17 protein-coding genes and 1 pseudogene are annotated in these 18,961 nt (G+C 68.5%); 7 read left to right on the top strand and 11 right to left on the bottom strand.

Annotated features, from left to right (window positions below):
• Window positions 1–22: 22 nt before the first annotated feature.
• Window positions 23–616: a CGNR zinc finger domain-containing protein gene (locus OG741_RS02180; RefSeq protein WP_405594509.1), complete on the bottom strand. Its 594-nt coding sequence runs from the start codon at window positions 614–616 to the stop codon at window positions 23–25.
• Between the two features lie 86 nt (window positions 617–702).
• On the opposite strand from OG741_RS02180, the gene OG741_RS02175 reads away from it, so the two are divergent.
• From OG741_RS02175 to OG741_RS02160, 4 genes are all read left to right on the top strand, one after another.
• Window positions 703–1,494, top strand: a complete 792-nt coding sequence (locus OG741_RS02175; protein ID WP_405594507.1) for an MBL fold metallo-hydrolase — start codon at window positions 703–705, stop codon at window positions 1,492–1,494.
• A gap of 189 nt (window positions 1,495–1,683) precedes the next feature.
• Entirely contained in the window at window positions 1,684–2,523 is an 840-nt protein-coding gene (locus tag OG741_RS02170; RefSeq protein WP_405594505.1) for an NADP-dependent oxidoreductase, read from the top strand.
• Window positions 2,524–2,643: 120 nt separating this feature from the next.
• Window positions 2,644–2,874, top strand: coding sequence for a hypothetical protein (locus OG741_RS02165; protein WP_405605351.1), 231 nt, complete (start codon window positions 2,644–2,646; stop codon window positions 2,872–2,874).
• Between the two features lie 910 nt (window positions 2,875–3,784).
• Window positions 3,785–5,482: a lysyl oxidase family protein gene (locus OG741_RS02160; protein ID WP_405594503.1), complete on the top strand. Its 1,698-nt coding sequence runs from the start codon at window positions 3,785–3,787 to the stop codon at window positions 5,480–5,482.
• Between the two features lie 135 nt (window positions 5,483–5,617).
• Here OG741_RS02160 and OG741_RS02155 read toward each other — a convergent pair.
• Window positions 5,618–5,755, bottom strand: a pseudogene (locus OG741_RS02155) (IS30 family transposase); the annotation flags it as partial.
• A gap of 248 nt (window positions 5,756–6,003) precedes the next feature.
• Between OG741_RS02155 and OG741_RS02150 the strand changes: the two are divergent.
• Window positions 6,004–6,156 carry a hypothetical protein gene (locus OG741_RS02150; RefSeq protein ID WP_405594501.1) on the top strand — a complete coding sequence of 51 codons (153 nt, stop codon included), beginning with the start codon at window positions 6,004–6,006 and terminating at the stop codon, window positions 6,154–6,156.
• Here OG741_RS02150 and OG741_RS02145 read toward each other — a convergent pair.
• The 4 genes from OG741_RS02145 to OG741_RS02130 all read right to left on the bottom strand — a co-directional run bounded on the left by OG741_RS02145 (window position 6,123) and on the right by OG741_RS02130 (window position 11,738).
• Window positions 6,123–6,362: a hypothetical protein gene (locus tag OG741_RS02145; RefSeq protein WP_405594500.1), complete on the bottom strand. Its 240-nt coding sequence runs from the start codon at window positions 6,360–6,362 to the stop codon at window positions 6,123–6,125. The genes OG741_RS02150 and OG741_RS02145 overlap by 34 nt on opposite strands.
• A 347-nt stretch (window positions 6,363–6,709) precedes the next feature.
• The gene (locus OG741_RS02140) at window positions 6,710–7,435 is read right to left on the bottom strand and encodes an IPT/TIG domain-containing protein (protein ID WP_405594499.1); all 726 of its coding nucleotides are present in this window, start codon (window positions 7,433–7,435) and stop codon (window positions 6,710–6,712) included.
• 449 nt (window positions 7,436–7,884) lie between these two features.
• Complete coding sequence (locus OG741_RS02135; protein WP_405594497.1) at window positions 7,885–10,752, bottom strand: LuxR C-terminal-related transcriptional regulator; 2,868 nt, start codon at window positions 10,750–10,752, stop codon at window positions 7,885–7,887.
• Between the two features lie 470 nt (window positions 10,753–11,222).
• A complete protein-coding gene (locus OG741_RS02130) occupies window positions 11,223–11,738 on the bottom strand; it encodes a carbohydrate-binding protein (protein ID WP_405594495.1) in 516 nt (171 codons plus the stop codon).
• Between OG741_RS02130 and OG741_RS02125 the strand changes: the two genes are divergently transcribed.
• Window positions 11,632–12,506 (top strand): IS5 family transposase gene (locus tag OG741_RS02125; protein ID WP_405593854.1). Its coding sequence is split into 2 segments (ribosomal slippage): window positions 11,632–12,021 and window positions 12,024–12,506, totalling 873 coding nucleotides; the frame shifts between segments, so codons are not numbered across the junction. The two genes, OG741_RS02130 and OG741_RS02125, sit on opposite strands and share 107 nt — an antisense overlap.
• On the opposite strand, the gene OG741_RS02120 is transcribed toward OG741_RS02125, so the two are convergent.
• The 4 genes from OG741_RS02120 to OG741_RS02105 all read right to left on the bottom strand — a co-directional run bounded on the left by OG741_RS02120 (window position 12,461) and on the right by OG741_RS02105 (window position 17,531).
• Window positions 12,461–13,663, bottom strand: coding sequence for an RNA polymerase sigma factor (locus tag OG741_RS02120; RefSeq protein WP_405594492.1), 1,203 nt, complete (start codon window positions 13,661–13,663; stop codon window positions 12,461–12,463). The genes OG741_RS02125 and OG741_RS02120 overlap by 46 nt on opposite strands.
• Window positions 13,664–14,205: 542 nt before the next feature.
• Complete coding sequence (locus OG741_RS02115; protein WP_405594490.1) at window positions 14,206–15,882, bottom strand: sigma-70 family RNA polymerase sigma factor; 1,677 nt, start codon at window positions 15,880–15,882, stop codon at window positions 14,206–14,208.
• 179 nt (window positions 15,883–16,061) lie between these two features.
• Window positions 16,062–16,643, bottom strand: coding sequence for an RNA polymerase sigma factor (locus tag OG741_RS02110; protein ID WP_405594488.1), 582 nt, complete (start codon window positions 16,641–16,643; stop codon window positions 16,062–16,064).
• A 405-nt stretch (window positions 16,644–17,048) separates the two neighbouring features.
• Window positions 17,049–17,531: an ATP-binding protein gene (locus tag OG741_RS02105; protein WP_405605349.1), complete on the bottom strand. Its 483-nt coding sequence runs from the start codon at window positions 17,529–17,531 to the stop codon at window positions 17,049–17,051.
• Between the two features lie 182 nt (window positions 17,532–17,713).
• Between OG741_RS02105 and OG741_RS02100 the strand changes: the two genes are divergently transcribed.
• Window positions 17,714–17,851, top strand: a complete 138-nt coding sequence (locus OG741_RS02100) for a hypothetical protein (RefSeq protein ID WP_405594486.1) — start codon at window positions 17,714–17,716, stop codon at window positions 17,849–17,851.
• 656 nt (window positions 17,852–18,507) lie between these two features.
• Here OG741_RS02100 and OG741_RS02095 read toward each other — a convergent pair.
• On the bottom strand, window positions 18,508–18,894 hold the full coding sequence (locus OG741_RS02095) for a cupin domain-containing protein (protein WP_405594484.1): 387 nt from the start codon (window positions 18,892–18,894) through the stop codon (window positions 18,508–18,510).
• Window positions 18,895–18,961: the final 67 nt, after the last annotated feature.

The raw sequence follows: 18,961 nt of genomic DNA, 5'->3' as shown, positions 1-18,961 counted from the left end.
TCGGACAGCCGTGGCTGCAGCGTCAGTGGGAGGTGGCGCGGCGTGCGTAGGCGCGGGCGGCGCGGGCGCGGTCGCCGCAGCGGGTGGAGCACCAGTGACGGCGGCCGTAGCGGAGCAGGTAGCGGTTGCAGGGTGCAGAGCCGCAGGCGGTGAGGCGGTCCGCGTCGGGGCCCGTGAGCAGGTCGGAGGCGTCAGCGGCGAGGGTGGCCAGGGCGTGGTCCAGGATCGCGGTGGTGGGGTGGGGGGTGGCGCGGTAGGGGCCGGTCTTGTCGTCCCACTGCAGCAGCGGGGCGGTGGGGACGCGGGTCATCGCGTCGTTGATGGCCCTGACCGCGGTGGGGAGGGCGGGCAGACCTTCGGCGCGGGAGGCGAAGAGCGACCTGATCTGTTCACGCAGCGAGCGCAGCTGTGTCGCGCACATCTCCCGCATGCCGGCGTCGACCGGAGCGAGACCGCGTTCCGTCAGCCATTGGTTCGCCTGCGCGGGAGTGCCCACAAGATCGACCGTGTGCCCGCCGGCCAGCGCGATCGCGCTGTTGGCAAGGGCGAGAGAGAGGTGCTCTTCCTCGCCCTGTGCGGGCGTGAGGCCGGGCTGTTCGATCACGGGCTCCTTCATGTTCCTCATGGTACGGCTTGCGCGAATCCGTGAGAAGCGACTACGGTCGTCTCACGGTTCGACGATACCTATCCGTGAGGTGCTTCGTGTCTTCTCTCCCTGCAACGACCAACCCTTTCCCTGTCCGCGTCTTTGGCGGCCCGACCGCCCTCTTCGAGTACGGCGGCCTGCGTTTCCTGACCGATCCGACCTTCGACGCCCCGGGCGACTACGCCCGTCCCGGCGGCGCGTTCCTGACCAAGACCGCCCCCTCCAGCGGAGCCCCTGCCGACCTCGGCCCCATCGACGTGGTTCTGCTCTCGCACGACGAGCACCCCGACAACCTCGACACCTCGGGCCGGGCACTGCTCGCCGACGTCCCGCTCACCCTCACCACCCCCGGCGGCGGACAGCGCCTGGAGGGGAAGACCAAGGGTATGGCCGACTGGGAGTCCATCGAGCTGAACCGCCCCGACGGCGGCACGATCACCGTGACCGGCGTCCCCGCCGTCCACGGCCCCGGCCCGCGTGAGGCGGTCGAGCCGATCACGGGCCAGGTCGTCGGCTTCATCCTGACCGGAGAGGGTCTGCCGACCGTCTACGTCAGCGGCGACAACGCCTCCCTCGACGCGGTCAAGGAGATCGCCGAGCGCTTCGCTTCCATCGACACCGCCCTCCTCTTCGCCGGCGCCCCGCGCTTCCCCGTACTTTTCGACAACCAGCTGATCGTCCTGAACAGCGCCCAGGCCGCCGAGGCCGCCCAGCTCCTCGGCGCCCGCCGCGTGGTCCCCGTCCACTACGACAGCTGGGCCCACTTCACCGAAGGCCGCGGCGAGCTGATAGCCGCCTTCGCCGCCGCCGGTCTGGCCGACCGTCTGGACTGGGGGCAGCGAGACTGACCTCCGGCGCCTGAAGTGTCAACGGCGCGAGACCTCCACGCCGCTCACAGCCGGGGGCCGGCGGCCCGCCGGGCTCCGGCCGCGGACCGGGCTGCGTCGCAGGGCCGGTCAGTGGGCCCAGGCGCGCAACTGGGCGGCTGCCTCGGGCAGGGAGAGGGTGCCGTTTCGAAGGCCTGGAACAGTTGGGGCATGCCCCCGGCGGGCGACCATCCGTCCTCGTCGACGATCCGTGCTCGGTCGGCTCATCAGAAGGTGGCGGTGGCGGACCTGTTCCCGTCGACGTTCCCGTCCGGGCAGGGCAGCGACCTCGCCGGGGTCATCGAGGAGGTCGGCGCCGGGGTTGCTGGATTCTCGCCCGGCGACGAGGTGATCGGCTTCACCCAGAAGCGGGCCTCCCAGGCCGAGCTGGTCCTGGTCGAGGCCGGTGACCTCACGCGCAAGCCGGAGAAGGTCTCATGGGAGGTGGCCGGCAGCCTGTACGTCGTCGGCGTAACCGCATGGGGGGCGGTACACGCCGTCCAGCCCAAGGAAGGCGAGACCGTCGTCATCTCCGGAGCCGCCGGGGGAGTCGGCTCGCTCGCCGTCCAGCTCGCGCGCCGTACCGGGGCCACGGTCATCGGCCTGGCGAGCGAGAGCAACCACGAGTGGCTGAAGAGGCACGACGCGATCCCGGTCGCGTACGGCGAGGGCGTCGCGGACCGCATCAGGGCCGCCGCGCCCAGCGGCGTGGACGCCTTCATCGACACCTTCGGCGACGGGTATGTCGAACTGGCCCTCGCCCTCGGCGTCGAGACCGATCGGATCGACACCATCGCCGATTTCGCGGCCGCCGAGAAGCACGGGGTGAAGACTGACGGAGGGGTCGCGGCCGGGCCGGGCGCCAAGGTGCTCGCCGAGCTTGCCGGCCTGATCGCCGACGGACACCTCGACGTGCCGATCGCGAACGTCTACCCGCTGGCGCAAGTCCGCGAGGCCTACACCGAGCTCGAACGCCGCCACACCCACGGCAAGATCGTCCTCAGGCCCTAGTACTCCAGGGAGCCTTCTCCATTTGTACTGGTCAACGGCCTGGTGGGGGAGTGCGGCGAGGCTGTGGCATGGGTGGGATGGCTTTGAGGTGGACGTTCCGTCACCGGAGCCGGCCAGCCGCTGACCCCGGCAGGCCGTTCCGGAGCCGCTGGGCCGGCCAACTGCCAACCCGGGCAAGCCGTCACCGCTGGGCGGCTTGCCGGCCCGGGACAGGACGGTGACCACTACTACGACCCGGCCAACCCCACCAGCGGCGTGATCGTGCCGGACACCAATACCAGGATCGCTGTCCTGAACGAGGCCGGCGACGGCCACCACGTCGTCCTGTGGGTCGAACCCTCCGACGGCTGACGGCGATCGGTCCGGCCGCCGCGGGCACCGCCCCTCACGACGCACGACCTGACGAGGTGGCAGGCGGTGCCCGCGGCCCGGCCGAGCAGGACCCAGACGACTCCGTCCGGAGCCCGTCGCCACGTCTCCTGCAATCCAAGGCGAGCTGGAACTGCGCAGGCTGCTGAAACGCGGAGTTTGACTGAGCACGCCACTCAGCGAACGGGCGTCTCTCTCACTCACTGTTGCTGGGGCCTGCGCCAATGCAGGCCATGGTTTATGTGTCCGATTCGCTTTTTCGAACGGTCATTTGTTGTCATTGCGGGCGGTAGATCTCGAAATAGGCTGACTCCGGCGGGAGTTGGCCGGGAGCCGGGTTTGCGCTGGGCTGAACCGGACCAGGTGGGGAACGACCTGTCCCGAGAGCGCTCACGCGATTCGTCGGACAGCCCCGGGTACGCAGAAGGCGTTGGGCAACAACTCCGCCGCAGCGAGGGCGCCCACCGTGGTGGACGCCCCGTCGCTTCCGTGTCCGCTCATCCGTCTCTGTTCCCCGGGTCCGCGGCGAGTTCCATCAGCGAGCGGTCCGGCAATCCGAGCAACTCGGCGGGTTCCACGTTTCGTCGTCAGGGCGTGCTGGGCACCCCGACCACTCGCCCTTCCGGCGGCCACCGCCGAGCGCTACCACAACTGACGGGCACGCAGGGCAGAAACCGCACCAGCACGGCTTGATCCAGGGCGCATGACCTGTTTTCGGTCAATGATTCGCGATCCGCGAGCCCACGGACAACCCAGGGTGGGTGCCTCCTCCTTTCACAAGATGGAGGACCGTCTCGCGCCCGGAGTCCGTCGCGTCGCATCCGGCCCAAGCGGCGTTCCGTGCGCCGCTGTCCGTCCACCGTCCCATCAGGCACTCGCAGAAAACCGAGGAATGATGACCAGATCCCTCTTGTCCCGGCCATGGCGTCCGGCGATAGCCGTCGCCGCGGCAATCGCTGTGACCGCAGGTGTCGTCGCAGCCGCCCCCGACGCCAAGAAGGCGCAGCCCACGCCGAAGCTCAGCCTGATCGCTGCCTCCAACTCGGTGACTCTGGACTCATGGAAGGAATCACCTGGCGTCTACCTGGACCTCGGTACGTACGTCACCGCCGAGAACGGGCCCCTCGAACTCAAGGTGACCCGCAAGTCCTACAAGGACCCGGTCGTCGCCACGCAGATCATCCGTGCGGGGAAGAAGGTCCGGACGAAGGCCCTTCCCAAGGGTCTGGTGAAGGACTTCTCAGGGCTTCCGAACTTCGCCGAGATCACCATCACCGACGCGGCCGGCAAGAAGGTGCTGACCAAGTCGGAGGCGTTCTGTCCGAACAACGCGTCCGGTCGGGTGCGCCCTGACGCCCCGGCCAAGTCGAAGTACCCCCAGAGCTGTCCCGTGAACCCCTTCACGCTCGGCTCGGTGTGGGGCGTCGAGAACGGCTGGGCGTCCAACACGTACTCGGGCCACTACTCCGCGCCGGTCCTCCTTCCGGCCGGGAAGTACACCGCCAAGGTGTCCGTGGCCAAGCGCTACCGCGACCTGTTCGACATCGCGGACAAGCCTCAGAGGGTCAAGGTGACCGTACGCGAGCTCAGCGATGAGGGACCCGCGGGCAGGTCGGCGGCCGGCAGCAGCCACGGATCCCACGGGGCCGGGCACTCCGGTCACGCCGCCACCCCCATGCCCGCGCCCGCTCCCGCGACGAGCGGGGCGGGGCCGTCGTACAACGTGGGCCACGGGCCTCACACCCCGGCGCCGCCCGCCCTGCCGTGGGCACTGAAGAAGGCCGGTTTCAGGTCGGCACAGGTGGGTGACGGGCCCGGACAGACGGACGGCTCCCGGAAGGCGCCCGCGGCGGCGCCCAACGCGCAGCGGCCGACCGGCAGGGCTACGGTGCCGGACGTTCCCAAGCCCGACCTCCGTTCTCTGCCGGCCTACGGCATCCAGATCAGTGACGGCGGTGCCGACGTCCCCGGGAAGGACTACCTCGCCTTCAGCGCCAATGTGTGGAACGCGGGGCCCGCGAAGCTCGTGGTGGACGGATTCCGCTCGCCCGGCAAGAAGCTCATGGACGCCTACCAGTACTTCTACGACGCCAATGGCAAGCAGGTCGGCTACACGCCGACCGGCACCATGGAGTGGGACCCGCGCCCGGGGCACGAGCACTGGCACTTCACGGACTTCGCCAGCTACCGGCTGCTGAAGGCCGACCAGAAGGAAGCGGTGCGCAGTGGCAAGGAGGCCTTCTGCCTGGCCAACACCGATGCCGTGGACTACACGGTGAAGAACGCCAACTGGGACCCGGCCAACACGGACCTGTCCACCGCATGCGGCCAGGAGAAATCGATCTCCGTCCGCGAGGTGCTCGACGTCGGCTCGGGCGACACCTACAGCCAGGACCTCCCCGGCCAGTCCTTCGACATCACGAACCTGCCGAACGGCACCTACTACATCCAGGTTCTGGCCAACCCCGAGAAGCGGCTGAAGGAGACCAACCTCAGCAACAACAGCGCGCTGCGCAAGGTTGTTCTGGGCGGTCGGCCGGGCGCGCGTACGGTCACCGTGCCCGCTCATGGCCTGGTCAACGCCAACTGACCTCCGTTGAGGGGGAACGCCTCGTGAAGCGGGGCGTCCGCTGTCTGCCGGATGCGGCTGAGACGTCCGGCGACGGACCGCGACGTCGCCCCCCGGGACGTGGGCGAATTCGAGGGGTCGTCGCAACACTGCTGGTCAACTGGCTAGGTCCAGTGGCTTAGCGAGGCGCTCGGCTGGGGTTTCCCAGCCGAGCGTTTTGCGTGGGCGGCTGTTGAGTTCTTGGGCGACGGCGGCCAGGTGCTCGGGGGCGTGGGCGGACAGGTCGGTGCCCTCTATGCGGTGACCTGGGGCCCACCGTCTGATCTTCTGTCTTCACACACCGATGATCACCGGAACAACGCACTGGGGCGAGTGGCCTGTCAGCCCCTGCCGTCGGCCGCTCACCCCATGGCAAGAGGTCAGATGATGAAAGTGGGCTGTTCGGCGATGCCGAGCAGGCTGCGGCCGTAGATCTCCCGGCCGAGAGCGGGATCTTCTGCTGCTCGGGGGAGCTGGCGGTGTGGGCGGTCGCCGGTGGCCCGATGCCAGCGTATGTGCAGCTGTCCGACCACAGTGCCGGATGGCGGGTACGGGCGCACTGCCGGGGCCGCGATGAGGTCCGCAGGCTCGCCCGCGAGGGCGTACCCGAGGGCGTGGAGCGCTACCTGGTCCAGTTCTGGCCCGACGACACGTGAGAAAGAAGAGAGGCCGCGCCCTTGGACTCGTCGACCGTCGGATCGGTGAAGCCGCCGAGGACGAGGGTGCGCGGGGCGCCGTACCTGCTGCCGAGCAGGTCGGTCAGGTCCTGCGGGTTCTTCAGGTCATTGGTCAGGTACGTGCAGCCGTCTCCCGGGCCGAGTTGGGCCAGCAGGTCGTTGAAGGTCGCTTGCGTGAGCTCCATTGCGGACAGTGAAGCGCACCGCACTGACAATGGACGTGTCGCCGAACCCCCGTAGTCGTCAGCTGAGTTGAGTCCCTGGGGGTCGGAGAGTGATGCCGCCCCCAAAGAAAGGGTGCAACTGGCCGGTAATTAAAGGGTGAATGACATGGTTGTGCTTGCCTCTCTGCAGGAATGAGGTTGGAGGCGGCGAGCATGGCTTCGCTGCCCTGGGCCAGCGCATGTGCTTCGTCCACGATGACAAGGGCACTGTCGCGATATTCGGGTCACTTCTCCGGTGTCTCGTGAGACGTGATCACGATCCGCGCTGACGGATACCGGGCTCTGCGTGGTGGTGGGAGGCGGAGCGGTCACAACAGGTACAGGAAGGTCCCGGGCGCCGCGTCGCTGCCACCGGTGGTGGTGACGGTGATAGTGACTGTCCCTGGCGCATGGGCCGGCGCCGTGGCCGCGATCTGGGTGTCGGAGAGCACGGCGAAGGTGGCCGGGACGGCGCCGAAGGTCACCCCGGTGGTTGTCAGCAGGTTCGTTCCTGTTATGCCGACCAGGGTGCCGCCGGCCTGCAGCCCGGTCAGCGGGCTGAACCCGGTCGCGGTCGGCGGGTCGACGAAGCTGAACGCGGTGCTGGCCGTTCCCCCCTGCGTGACCACGGCCAACGCCACCGCGCCGGCCGCACCCGTCGGCGAGACGACCGTCAGTTCCTGGTCGGACACCACCGTCGGGGTGACTGTCGACCCACCGAACTGCACGGAGGTCGCCGAGGCCAAGGACCGCCCGGAGATGGTGATGGTGCTGCCGCCTGCCACCGGCCCCGAGCCCGGCGACACGGACAGGATCACCGGCGGCGGGAGATAGAAGAAGGGCTCGGGACCGCCGACGCCGCCGGGGGTGACGACCGTGACCCCCATCACGCCGGCTCCCGCCGGTGTGATGACGGAGACCGAGTTGGCCGTGTTGCCGGTGATGGCGGCCGGCTGCGTTCCGAAGTTCACCGCCGTGGCACCGCCGAGGTCGGTCCCGGTCACGGTCACTGCCTGGCCCCCCGCAGTGGACCCCTGGTTCTGAGTGATCGGCATGTTCTTCCTCCGTGTCTGTCCTGCGTATGGCCGGTACGCCGCTGGAACACGCGTACTCGGGACGGTGATGCATCACTTCCCGTGGATATGAACGTCAGATCAGCACTTTTCACCCTTGTGGGGGATCAGTTGGCCTGGGGTCGACTGGCATGCCGGTCACGACGGCCTGCATGACCCATGGGGAGGCATGCCCGGCTGGTGGCGGGGCTTCGTCCACGTTCTTGAGCGGTCAGGGCCCGCGGCGGCCGATGCGGCCGCAGGCGGGCATGCCTCGCACCCGTCTTGCCGAGGCGGCCCGGAGTGCGTCGATGAGGAACGCGGTGCCGGTCGGTAGTGGAACTGCGCCCGGGATCGTGTCGTAGCGCGAGGACGGCCCCGCTCTCGAGTCGTTGCATCCGTCTTCGTCGGCCAGGTCGCCTGCATCGCTGTGTTGAGCGACCCGGCAAGGCTCACGTCGATGGACCTGCCGGATACCCCGGGCCAGGCTTGCCGCCACGGTCCGTCACGGCCAGGTCTCGTCGAGAGACCGCGCCCAACTTCCGGAGGGAACGAGCGACATGCTGCTCCACCGTACGCGGGGACAGGTGCAGCGTAGCCGCGATCTCGCGGTTACTCAGGCCGGCACCCGCGAGCTCTGCGACCTCCTGCTCACGCGGCGACAGCCGCTCACCGTATCGGGGGCGGCCCGGTGGGCGCCGCTCGGCGCTGGGGTGGGCTCGCAGTACAGCCCGGACTCGGGCCACGTCCCATGTCGCACCGAGGACTTCCAACTCCTCAGTAGAAGTGGCCAGGTTGGAGATGCCCGCAGTGGTCTCCAGGTTGTCTGCCAGGGCACATCGTCCGACGGCTTCCGCTGCAAGAGCTGCCTCGTAGGGCCGGGGAAGCGTTTGATAGCAAGCACGGGCGCGCCGGAAGTACTCGGCTGCCTCTGGGAACGCGTCGGCCGCCTCGGCCAGCAGTGCCCGGCACCACATCAGTGCTGCCGTGGCGGCGGGTGCCTGTCTGACCTCGGTGCCTGCCGCGAATTCGTCCACCATCGCCCGCGCCTTGTCCAACTCTCCGGCGCGGACGGTTGCATCCACAGCCCAGGGGGCCAGCTCGGTCGCCCATACCCACACGGCCTTGGCTTGCAGCCGTGCCCATGCCTCGGCCGCCTCCCGGGCCGCGGTCTGCTGTTCGTTGCGGGCCAGGGCGAGCCTGATGCGGCCGCCCGCGGCCGCGGCTGCCAGCGGTACGGGGCTGTCGTCCCCGGCCAGGTCGGGAGCTGACAGCCAGGTGCCCACCTGGTTCCATTCACCCCTCGCCACGGCAAGCAGGCCGAGCACCAGCCCGGCGTGGCCCGCTATGAGCGGCATCTCGCCGAGCTCCGTGACGAGCGCGCGGGCCTGGGCGGTCAGGCCTGCCCAGTGGCCGGTCATCATGTCCAGAATCAGCGACTTACCCCGTGCCCCCTGTTCCACGTACAGGTGCCCGCCGCGAGCGGCCAGCTTCGGGCCTTCGGCCAGGAGTTCGCGCGCTGTCGCGTACTCGCCCAGCCAGATCGCCGCATCGGCGGCGTTGATCAGACCACGACCCGAGTGTCCGAGAATGCGCACATCATCGCTCTCCCGGGGAAGTTGTTCCAAGAGCCGCCACCCGTCCGGATCACCCACGCTGAGCAGCACGGTCACCCGGTTCGCCGCGACTGCTGCCTGGACCGTGGTATCCCCGCTCCCACCTGCTGTCGCTTCGGCGCGCTCCAGCCAGATGAGATTGTCCGCCAGCGTGCCACGGGGCCAATACGGCAACGCAAGGGCCGCCATGGCCCGCGCCGCCAGCGCCGGACGGGTACTCAGCTCTTCGATCGCTCTGATGAGTTCGAGACCTCCTTCGCTGCCCCGACCGACCTGATTGCCGATCAGCAGCCCGAGGTCGAGCCGGATCTCACCACGCGCCGCGCCGGGCAGCGCAGGGTCATCGACCAGCCGGCGCAGAACCTCGACCGTCTGATCGGAGCGCAGCCCGTTGTAGGCGATGCGTGCCAGCATCAAGGCCAGCCAAACCCGGTTCGACTCCCGGACTTCAGGATGTGCCAGCGTGTCCTCGAGCAGCGAGATCGCCAGCTGGTGGTCCCCGGCCTCGACGGCTTCACGCGCGGCGTTCTCCACGCTGTCCAGCCAGTCCGCGATCCGACCGGATGCGAACTGGTGGCGGGCCAGCCCCGCCCACGGCACCGAGCGCCGGGCCGCCACTGCCTCGGCCGCTCGACCGTGCAGCTCCCGCCGTACCGGGCCGGGCAGTAACTGATACACGGCCGCGGCCTCCATGGGAGTGCCAAACCCGTATTGACCGAACCCGATCTCGTGCAGCACCGCTTCGGACAGAGCGGCCGTCAGCGCCGCACGGCCGGACTCGGCCGGCAGAGCCGCAACCGAGGTCAACTCGTCCTCCGTCGCGGCCTCATCGAGCACGGCTGCCGCCCACGCCAAGCGCCTCGTCACATCGTCCAGCGCCGCCACGCGGCCGACCACCAGCTCGGCTAGCCGTAGCGGAACCGCGGCCTCGTCCACGTCTCTGGCCGTCAGCCGGTCCCGGCCGATCGAGTCGCCTCTCCCACCCGGAAGCGGACCGGCAGTCTTCAGCTCTGCCACCAGATCGGCCACCACCTGCGCGATTCCCCCGGAGCGCGTGTGAAGCCGTGCGACGAACTGGGGCGGGCAGCGGTCCGCGCCCAGCGCCTCCACCGCCATCCCGCGGACCTCCTCCTCGTCAAGCGGACCAAGCCGCAGTCGGACGAGGCTCATCTCGGCGGGGTAACCCACCGGAGCTCCCAGCACCAGCCCGGGACTCGCCAGCTCCTCAGGGCGATAGGTCAGCACCGCGCGTAGTCCCGCCGGAGGCTGAGCCAGCAGGGTACGCAGCGCGTGTGCTTCCTGCTCGTTCGCGCGGTGGATGTCCTCGGCCACCAGCACGACCGGAGCACCGGTGTCGAGCGAAGTCACCAGTTCCCCGAGAGATGAGTTCTCGAGCGGAGTCGGCCCCGGCGGCACCAGGGCTCCGGGCCGGGCGCCTGCCGGACGACGTACGGACCCGGTCTTCGACACTGCTGACGGGGTCCTGTTCGGGCGCGTGGACTCCTGGAGGACAACGGCGCCCGAAGCCGTGAACGTCACCTTCAGGCGAGGCACCCCGCCGAGCTCGGGAAGCGCGAGGAGCCACTTCACGAACCAGGTCTTGCCCGTCCCCGCCGCTCCGTCGACGAGCACCAGCGCCGTCACATCCGGCGCGGCCGATGCCAGTGGCTCGCGTACCGCCGTCTCCCACTCGCGCTCACGCATCGCAATCACGTCCCCCTGTGCTCTGCTTGCCAGGACACTGCCCCGACCCGTCTGGTCCAACGCCGTCGCGCAATGTCCGGATCTCATGCAATCAGAGGACGGGCGACCGCGCGCGTACTCAGCGTTATTGCGTATCCGTAGGTCGGTTCTCCTGCTTGTCGCAGTGATTACGACGGCGACCAAGGTCGAAGCGATGCCTTGCACAGCTCACCAGCGATCACCCCAGGAGACGTCGGCATGGCCATCGTTGACGGACGCAACGGCCGGCCGGGCTCCGTCTGTCGCCGACCGCCCGCTCGTCACGCTCGACCCGCAAGCCGGCTGCCGGCCGCCCGGTGCGCTCGGGCCCCGGGGACAGCACGTCCGGCGGTGCTTCGAACTTAGTGGCGGGGCGAATAGAGCCTTGCGATGCCGATGACCGCTCGCGCACCGTCGATACTGGCGAGGATCCCTTCGAGCTCGTCGAGGTCCTATGGACGTTGAGGGGCGAGCAGAGCCCCAGACAGCGACGGTGCCGCACCGAACGCGAAGAGTTCGATGCACCGATCGGTGGTCGTCGGGCAGTGCGCGGTGACGTAGAGGCGGTGCACGCCGACGACGGGGGTGATGGGCACCGAGATGTCGTTCACGGAACCGTCGGCACTTGGAATGATCTGCGCCAGCGGTGGTCGGGCAGGGGAGTCGAGCCTGAGCTCTATCCGGGCGCCGCCGCCCGACGGCCCCGCGAGCCTCGCCACGGCGAGGGTGTCTCGGACGGTGGAGAAGTCGACCCGGTCGTAACGCAGGACAGAAGAGCTTCCGAGTTCACGGGCACCGGGGTCGGGTCCGGCGCTAGGGTCTGTTGCGAAAGTGGATCTTGATCGGTGATGATCATGCGTTGTGGCGCGTGGAGATCTGACGGATGCACAGTGGTCGCGGCTGGAGCCGCTGCTGCCGATCGGCAAGAAGGCCGGGAGGCCGCCGGTATGGACCAGACGGCAGCTCATAGACGGCATACGGTGGCGGACCCGGGCGGGAACGCCATGGCGGGATGTGCCCGAGCGGTACGGGCCGTGGGACCGGGTGTACGACCTGTTCCGCCGGTGGCAGCGAAACGGCACCTGGCACCGGATTCTGGAGCAACTGCAGGCCGATGCCGATGCGAAGGGCCTGATCACGTGGGACGTCAGCGTGGACTCCACGGTCTGCCGCGCTCATCAGCACGCCGCCGGGGCACGTAAAAAGGGGACCTTCAAAAGGAACCGCCCGGCGGCTTCGTCACCGAACCCGACGACCACGGCCTCGGACGTTCCCGCGGCGGTCTGACCACGAAAATCCACCTCGCCACCGAGCAGGGACAGAAACCACTGTCACTGCTCATCACCGCCGGCCACCGGCACGACAGTCCCTACCTTCGCCCGGTCCTGGAGAAGATCCGAGTACCCCGACAAGGCCCCGGCCGGCCGCGAACCAGACCTGACAAGGTCCGGGGCGACAAGGCCTACGGATCCCGCGCCAACCGCGCCTACCTGCACGAACGCCGGATCGCCTGCACCATCCCGGAGAAAGCGGACCAGATCCGCAACCGCAAGAACCTCGGCTCCCGCGGAGGCAGACCACCGAGGTTCGACCGCGAAGACTACAAACAACGCCACGCGGTCGAGTGCGGCATCAACCGCCTCAAGAGACATCGCGCAGTGGCAACGAGGTACGACAAACTCGCCGTCCGCTACGAAGCCACCGTGCTGGTCGCAGCCATCAACGAATGGCTATGACCAGCACTTTCACAACAGACCCTAGTCCCCTGCTGCGTTGTGTACGCATTGGCCTGGACGGGGAATCGGGCCGAGACCGCAGGAGGAAGTGTTGCTTGCTGTGACGGCGGGTCGTTCGGGGCAGGTGAAGGTCCGGAGGCAGGCGGCGGTTGTCGGTGCGCTCCGAGCTGCGGGTCACAAGCGGTCAGCAGCAGCACGCCCGCGCCGACGCCGACCAGGAAGCCCGCCACCGCGAAAGCGGCCCGCGAGCGAGGAGGAAACTGCGGGGACGCTGCCCTGCTTCTTCCGCGGCTTCCCCGGCTTCCCCGGCTTCCCGGGGTGGCCGCCGTGGCCCGGCGTACACGCGAGGGCTGGGCGGGGGCATCCGCCCGGCGACGCTCCAGCAGCCTTGCCAGGAACGGCGGATCGCCCAGCGGTACGGGAATGGCGGCCTTGGCATGCAGGTATCGCGCTCCCGTCCACCATCCCAACAGCCGTACCGGCAGTTGCGCTTCGAGCTGCGCGTCGAGCCGGGACAGGTCTTTGTAGACAGCCGCACAGGCCGGGCACGCGCGGAGATGGCCCCACCCTTCAGCCGGGTCCGCCTCAGGCCGCCGGGTCAGCCGCTCGATCACATCCCTGCAGTCCGCACGCTCCAGCCGCTCGAGGTAAAGGTCCGCACGGGACCGGCGCAGCGCGGCCATGGCCTGGTCGCACGCAGCGGGAACCGCATGGTGATCCAAGCCCGTGATGCGTGCCGTGAACGCGGGATCATCCTGTTCCACCACCGAGTGCCACAGCAGGCACTGGGTGGTGGCCGGGAGTCGCTCGTACGCGAGAGCCAGCTGGCCGTCTTCGCCCCAGGGCCACCGTGATCCTGCCGCGACCCAGGCCTGGAAGTCCGGCGACAGCGTGTCGCGCTCCCGGTGCCAGCGATTGAACGCGGTGGTGCGGACCTTTCCCAGTAACTGGGGTCGCAGGCATCCCGGATGACGACGCTCGATGAGCGATTCGCCGGACACCATCTGCTGGAGCAGGTGCGCAAAGACATCTGACGTCACCTCCTGCGCATGAAGCGGACCTCTTACGCATTGGGAGGCGTACGCCTGCACTGCGGCATAGTGGCGGCGGTAGAGATGCCGAAAGAATTCGATCCGGCCTTTGCGCAACGCAATCATTACAGCAGCGTCGGAGAGAGGCTGCTGTGACGGCCGCGAGCCCAAGAGCAATTGCATTGAGGACCCTTCCACTCAAGTCCGGTGGTGCCATGGGTGAACTCCGTCACGGCACCACCCTCCCCGCCGGCTGAGACGCTGCTCCCCAGCCGGCAAGGAATTGTGGTGATACTCGCTTAGGCGAATTCGGTAGCGCCGACGCGGGGAACGCCTGCGCACCGGCCGTGATATACGCCGTGAGGCCGCCGATGGCGGACCTCATGACCGCATAAACCCAACGTGCTGAACCCGCTACGGGAACCGGCCTTGCGGTGACCGACGCGGCGCCGGGCTGGTCACAACGAACAGTGATCTCCGCGCCCACCGAATGCAGGGCGCATCGCCCTTCGGGTCACTGAGTCCCCCTCGTTATTGCGTGTTTGGCTGGTCACAGGAAAGGAGCGGGTTCGACTGCGCCCATCCCGCCGCTTTGCCGAGTCTTTGCCGAGCGGGGTCCACGTGCGGTTGAGCGACGGGCTCGTACGGGGTCCAGCCGACCTGCCCTGTCACCTGCCCTCGACGAAATAGCGGAGCCGTGGAGCGTTGTAGTAGTTGTAGATGAGCACGACGGGGGCGTTCGTCTCGGGCGGCGGGTCTCCGGCTTCCGGCCAGTGCAGCATGCCGAGTTGCATCTGGTTCCAGGGCTTGCCGTCCGTTTGTCCGGCGCGCACCAGGTAGCTGCCGTCCTTCTCGCCCCACCACGGGTCGAAGCGGAACAGCTGTCCTTCGCCCTCGGTGCGGCAGGGGCACATTCCGACGTCGATGACGTCCTTGCCGGTGGTTCCAGAGTGGTAGGTCGCTGCGCCGTAGTCGATGCACTCGCCGGTGGCGGCGTTGCGCAGCCGGCTGTAGTCCTTGCTGTTTTTGGACGACACGGTCTGCCAGACCTGGTCCTTGCTGCCGTCGCACGTGTTCTGAACGATTGCTGTGCCGGCGGGCTCGACGCATTGCGTGGTGAATCCCCGGTTGCGGAGGGTGCCCGACCAGGTGACGGTCCCGAGGTCGACCCCGGTGGGAGACGGCTTGGCAGGCTTCCCCGATGCCGTACCCGATGCGTGGACGACCGGCTCGGCCTGGTCGGAGAGGGTCTGCCGGGAGGGGGTGGACGTGACCGTGACGGGCGCCGGATGCTCGATCTCCGTCACGGCCGGCGCCGCCTGCGAGGGCGAGGACTCGGTGCCGTCGTCACCGAACGGCATGGGCAGCACGAGGAGGGCGACCGCGAGGGCGGTGACGACGCCACCGGCGAACGCGCCCGAGCGCAGTGGGGAGCCTTTGGCCGGCGGCCACCACCCCATGCCACCGTTCGGGGAGAGGCCGCCGCCCAGTGTGCCGGGTGCCAAGGCCGCACCAGCGGCACTCGCGCCGGCTTCGGCCATCCGGGCCGCCACATACGCCGAACTGCCCCACAACAGCACACAGGTCGGCAGCGCGGAGCCCAGCCGCTCGTTGAGGTCGGTGAGTTCGCTCAGCGCGTGAGCGCAGTGCGGGCACTGCGCGAGGTGCCGGTCGAGGTCCTTGTTCGGGCGACGGCCACTACGGCGCACCGCGGCTGCGAGCAGGGAGGTGTAGCGGCGGCAATCCTCGCTCACCAAGGCGCTTTCGACATGCACGGCCAGGTACGCCTCGCGCAGCCCTTCCCGGGCCCGGGACGCCAGCGAGCCGACCCCGCTGGCGCCCATGCCGAGCAGGCCGGCGACCTTCGAGGCGGGTTCCTCCTCGACGGCGGTGTGCCACAGGACGGCCTGCCAGCGCTCGGGCAGCGAGCGAAACGCGCGGATGACGAGGCTGTTGTCCTCCAGACGCAGTATCCGCTCCTCGCTGCTTACCGCCTCGGGACTGTCGGGCAGATTGCCGAGCCACTGCTCGAAGTCGGCCGACAGCTCGGTGCGCCGTGCCGTGCCCGCCCATTCCGCGGAAACGCGGCGGACAACGGTGAGCAGATACGGTCGCCAGGCGGCCTCCGGACCGCCCCCGGACCGCACCGCCTGCAGCGTGCGGGCGAACGCTTCCGAGACCAGGTCCTCAGCCGTGTGTGGATCACGGCAACACGTACGCGCATAAGACAGAACCGCCGAACGGTGCCGCCGGTACAGCTCCTCCACCGGAACTTCGGATACTAACTCCCTGATTGCTGCCGCGAGTTCGGCGTCGGACAGGGAGTCAACACTATCAACGGACATGCGTAGGCAAGGCCTTTCGATGAGTCGGAGGCGACATTAGTTGCCTTCGGCGGGGTAGCGGCGCCGGCAAAGAAGTGCTGCAGGGGTCGGTAGCCGAGGACTATTGCTTAGGAGTTCTTCACTCGTCTCCGGTGGCAGGTGACAGCCGTGGGAGGCGATGGAATTCGCTCAGCTGGTAATCAGTGCGTCACTACGACGCGTTGACGGAGGTGCACGAGGGTGCGCCCGATGCGGGTGCCAGGCCGTCGACGAGGCAGCAGAGCTGTACGGCGCCGTAGCAGTGGCAGGTGAGCATGGCGAGCTGCGTCTCGTGCCGGCTCGACGGCGCGGAGTTCGGCGCGCAGAAGGCAACTGCCGTCGCCGCTCGTGCCCGAGAGGGGATCGATGCGGAACAGCTGCCCTTCCCCCGTGGTTCGGCACGGGCCCATGGCGACAGCGATGTTGACGACATTGTGGTGCAACCGCTGGATGCCGCTGTGATGGTCGATGCGCTCACCGCCGGCGCCGTTGCGCAGGCGGCTGCAGCCCGGCCGGACCGTGGGACCGCAGCCGGATCGGGCGTCTCGCACCGCGCGGGCGAATGCCTCCGAGGTTGGATCCTCGGTGCTCCGTGGATCACGGCGGCAGGTGTACGCGTACGAGAGGACCGGCTCACGATGCCTTCGGTACAACTCCTCGACTGCGGCGTCGGATCCAGGGTTTCTCAGTGCGGCGGCGACGAGTTCGACGTCAGTGGGCGGTTCGTCCTGGTGGTCGACCATGGAGCAGCTAAGCCTTCCGCATTCCATGAAAACAGGGGTCGGTGACGGGGCGACGTACGAACGGGTACGGAAGCCGCACGGGGTGTGGTGCACGGGGGGCCTGAGACACGCTGGTGCGTGATGCGTCCACCGGGCCGAGCAGGCCGGAGGTGCACGCGTGCACGGTTTTGCCGTCGGCATCCGGGGGAGCGGATCGTCCGGCGGCAGGGCAGCGGTGCCGCGAGCCGGATCTGAACCCGGGCGCGCGGCAGTCCGGGGTGCCGGTCCGCGCCGGCGATCGGGCTGCCGGCGAGTTCAGGTCGTGAATCACCAGCGCAGCTCTGCGGGCCAGTGCTCCGGCGCGGAGCCCCGTGCGCTCTCATCTCACCGCGGACGGTCCGGGATCGGCAATAGGTTGATGCCGGATCACCTATACCCAAGAAATTGCCCGAAGCGTGCCGAACCGCTGTGCTCGCGGACCTCAACACGGCTCGCGTCTTGCTCCATGTCGGGGATACCGGCCGTCACCCGGGTGCCGGCCGCGGTGGCGAGGACGGTGCACCAACTTGTGTACGCCCGGACCAGTTCGAGTCCTCGCCCGAAAGAGGCGCGGTGCTCCAGCGTGGGGGCCCCGGCGTCATGCTCCAGCCACCGTCCGTTGTCGGTGACTTCGACGCTCAGGTCGACACCGTCGAAGGTGATCAGTAGCGCGACGTCCGGGCTGCCGCTGTGGAGCACGACGTTCGTGACCAGTTCGCTGACGACCAGCGCCAGCGTGTCGTACGGGTCCTTCCCAATCGCCCACCGCCGGGCTGTATGGACCGCGAAGCGACGTAATTCCGGCACGGTCGCGCGCGTTGCCCGGGTGATGCAGAACGCCCGACATCGTGCCCGACCAGGCGGCTTCACAAGGATCGGTCGAGGGCGGCCGATGACGGCTCGGCGAGTGTGGTCAGTGCTGGCCAAATCGGACTCCGTGGAAGTGCCCGCTGAAACAGGGCATCGAGGATCGGATCGCTCCAACCGTGACTGCAGCCGACCCGGCAGGACAAGCAGGAGTGCCGAATTACGGATACGCAAGGTTCCGGGCGTTGACTGCGCTGCGGGTTGCGGCCGCGGCGCTCGACGAGGCCGCGAACGAGGGCGAGTTGAAGCTTCAGACCTGGTTCCTCGTCTCCGGCCGGGTGCAGGCCGAGAGTGCGGTGCGGATCCACAGCGAGCTTTTGTGACCCCGTCCCGCATCACGCTGGCCCGAAAACGCCGGGGCTTGACGCTCGCGGAGCTGTCTGAGCTCGCGGGGGTCTCGCTCCAGAGCCTGTCCAACGGCACTCGCCTTCCCCGAGAACTTCTTTGCGGCCCGGAGATCGACGAGCTTCGCTCCGAGGGCATCTCGTGGCGAGCCCGAACCAAGACCTCCGCCCGCACCCTGGACGCCGCGAGAGCAGCCGGAACGCCTCGAACGACTTCGCGAGCGCCTCGCGTCGAGCGTGCTGGGCCACCTGCCGGCTGGGGCCCACGTCGATCAGATCCTGAAGGTCAAGACCATCTGGAATGTCTCCGCGATGGCGCTGACTTGTCGGATGCATGATCTAGGGCTACTCACCGACTGGCAGCACCGCTCTGTGTGTACCGAGCTGAGCAAGCGCGGCTACCGGAGGGACGAACCCGAGGGTATGAAGGGCTGAGGTCCAACGGCGTGAAGCCGACAGAGGTCGCTGCGGGGAGCTGGCCCTTACGTCAGAGGAGATGAACAAGATGCTCTTCGGCCTGACCATCACGATGGTCGACAGCGGGGGCGGCGAGCCGTATCGGAACCTTGACGCGCCCTGTTCTCTGAGCGATGGGCTGCTCTGCTGAGGGTTGAGCTCGGTGAACGGCGCCCGTCTCAGCACGGTGGCGGCCCGTCGACGTTGAACGTGGACTTCCCGGTCCCGGCTCTCACGACGATGATGTCTGCGGCCTCCGCCGAGGGGTTGCTCTCTCGGTGCACGGCGCGCTTCGGTACGTAGATGAAGTCGCCGGGGACGGCTTCCTGGGTCTTCGAGCCGTCCGGGCCGAACTCCATCTTCAGCGTGCCGGTGAGGACGTAGATCACCGATTCGCACTCGCCGTGGTGGTGCCAGCCGGAGACCATTCCGGCTTCTGTACGGACGAATCCCGACCACATTCCCTCGGTGGCGAAAGCCTCCTGCCGGTCCATCCCCGGAGTGTGGGGCCCCGGCGTTCTGTTACGGGGAGTGACGACCAGAACCTGATCTCGCTGGAGGTCCATGACGACTCCTTCCGCTCGGGCCGTCGAGTCCTGTTCCGGACTCGACGCCGTGATGCGTGGGTGGCCG

Source organism: Streptomyces sp. NBC_01410 (assembly GCF_045040195.1).
GTDB lineage: Bacteria > Actinomycetota > Actinomycetes > Streptomycetales > Streptomycetaceae > Streptomyces.
The sequence above is the reverse complement of the archived record's forward strand: the minus strand, read 5'-3'. Positions and strand labels throughout refer to the sequence as shown.

Bases quoted from the DNA above. Each gene is read 5' to 3' on its own strand.
- OG741_RS02180 (WP_405594509.1), bottom strand. From the start codon at position 616: ATGAAGGAGCCCGTGATCGAACAGCCCGGCCTCACGCCCGCACAGGGC.
- OG741_RS02170 (WP_405594505.1), top strand. From the start codon at position 1,684: ATGCCCCCGGCGGGCGACCATCCGTCCTCGTCGACGATCCGTGCTCGG.
- OG741_RS02160 (WP_405594503.1), top strand. From the start codon at position 3,785: ATGATGACCAGATCCCTCTTGTCCCGGCCATGGCGTCCGGCGATAGCC.
- OG741_RS02150 (WP_405594501.1), top strand. From the start codon at position 6,004: ATGCCAGCGTATGTGCAGCTGTCCGACCACAGTGCCGGATGGCGGGTA.
- OG741_RS02145 (WP_405594500.1), bottom strand. From the start codon at position 6,362: ATGGAGCTCACGCAAGCGACCTTCAACGACCTGCTGGCCCAACTCGGC.
- OG741_RS02140 (WP_405594499.1), bottom strand. From the start codon at position 7,435: ATGCCGATCACTCAGAACCAGGGGTCCACTGCGGGGGGCCAGGCAGTG.
- OG741_RS02135 (WP_405594497.1), bottom strand. From the start codon at position 10,752: ATGCGTGAGCGCGAGTGGGAGACGGCGGTACGCGAGCCACTGGCATCG.
- OG741_RS02130 (WP_405594495.1), bottom strand. From the start codon at position 11,738: ATGAGCTGCCGTCTGGTCCATACCGGCGGCCTCCCGGCCTTCTTGCCG.
- OG741_RS02120 (WP_405594492.1), bottom strand. From the start codon at position 13,663: ATGATTGCGTTGCGCAAAGGCCGGATCGAATTCTTTCGGCATCTCTAC.
- OG741_RS02115 (WP_405594490.1), bottom strand. From the start codon at position 15,882: ATGTCCGTTGATAGTGTTGACTCCCTGTCCGACGCCGAACTCGCGGCA.
- OG741_RS02110 (WP_405594488.1), bottom strand. From the start codon at position 16,643: ATGGTCGACCACCAGGACGAACCGCCCACTGACGTCGAACTCGTCGCC.
- OG741_RS02095 (WP_405594484.1), bottom strand. From the start codon at position 18,894: ATGGACCTCCAGCGAGATCAGGTTCTGGTCGTCACTCCCCGTAACAGA.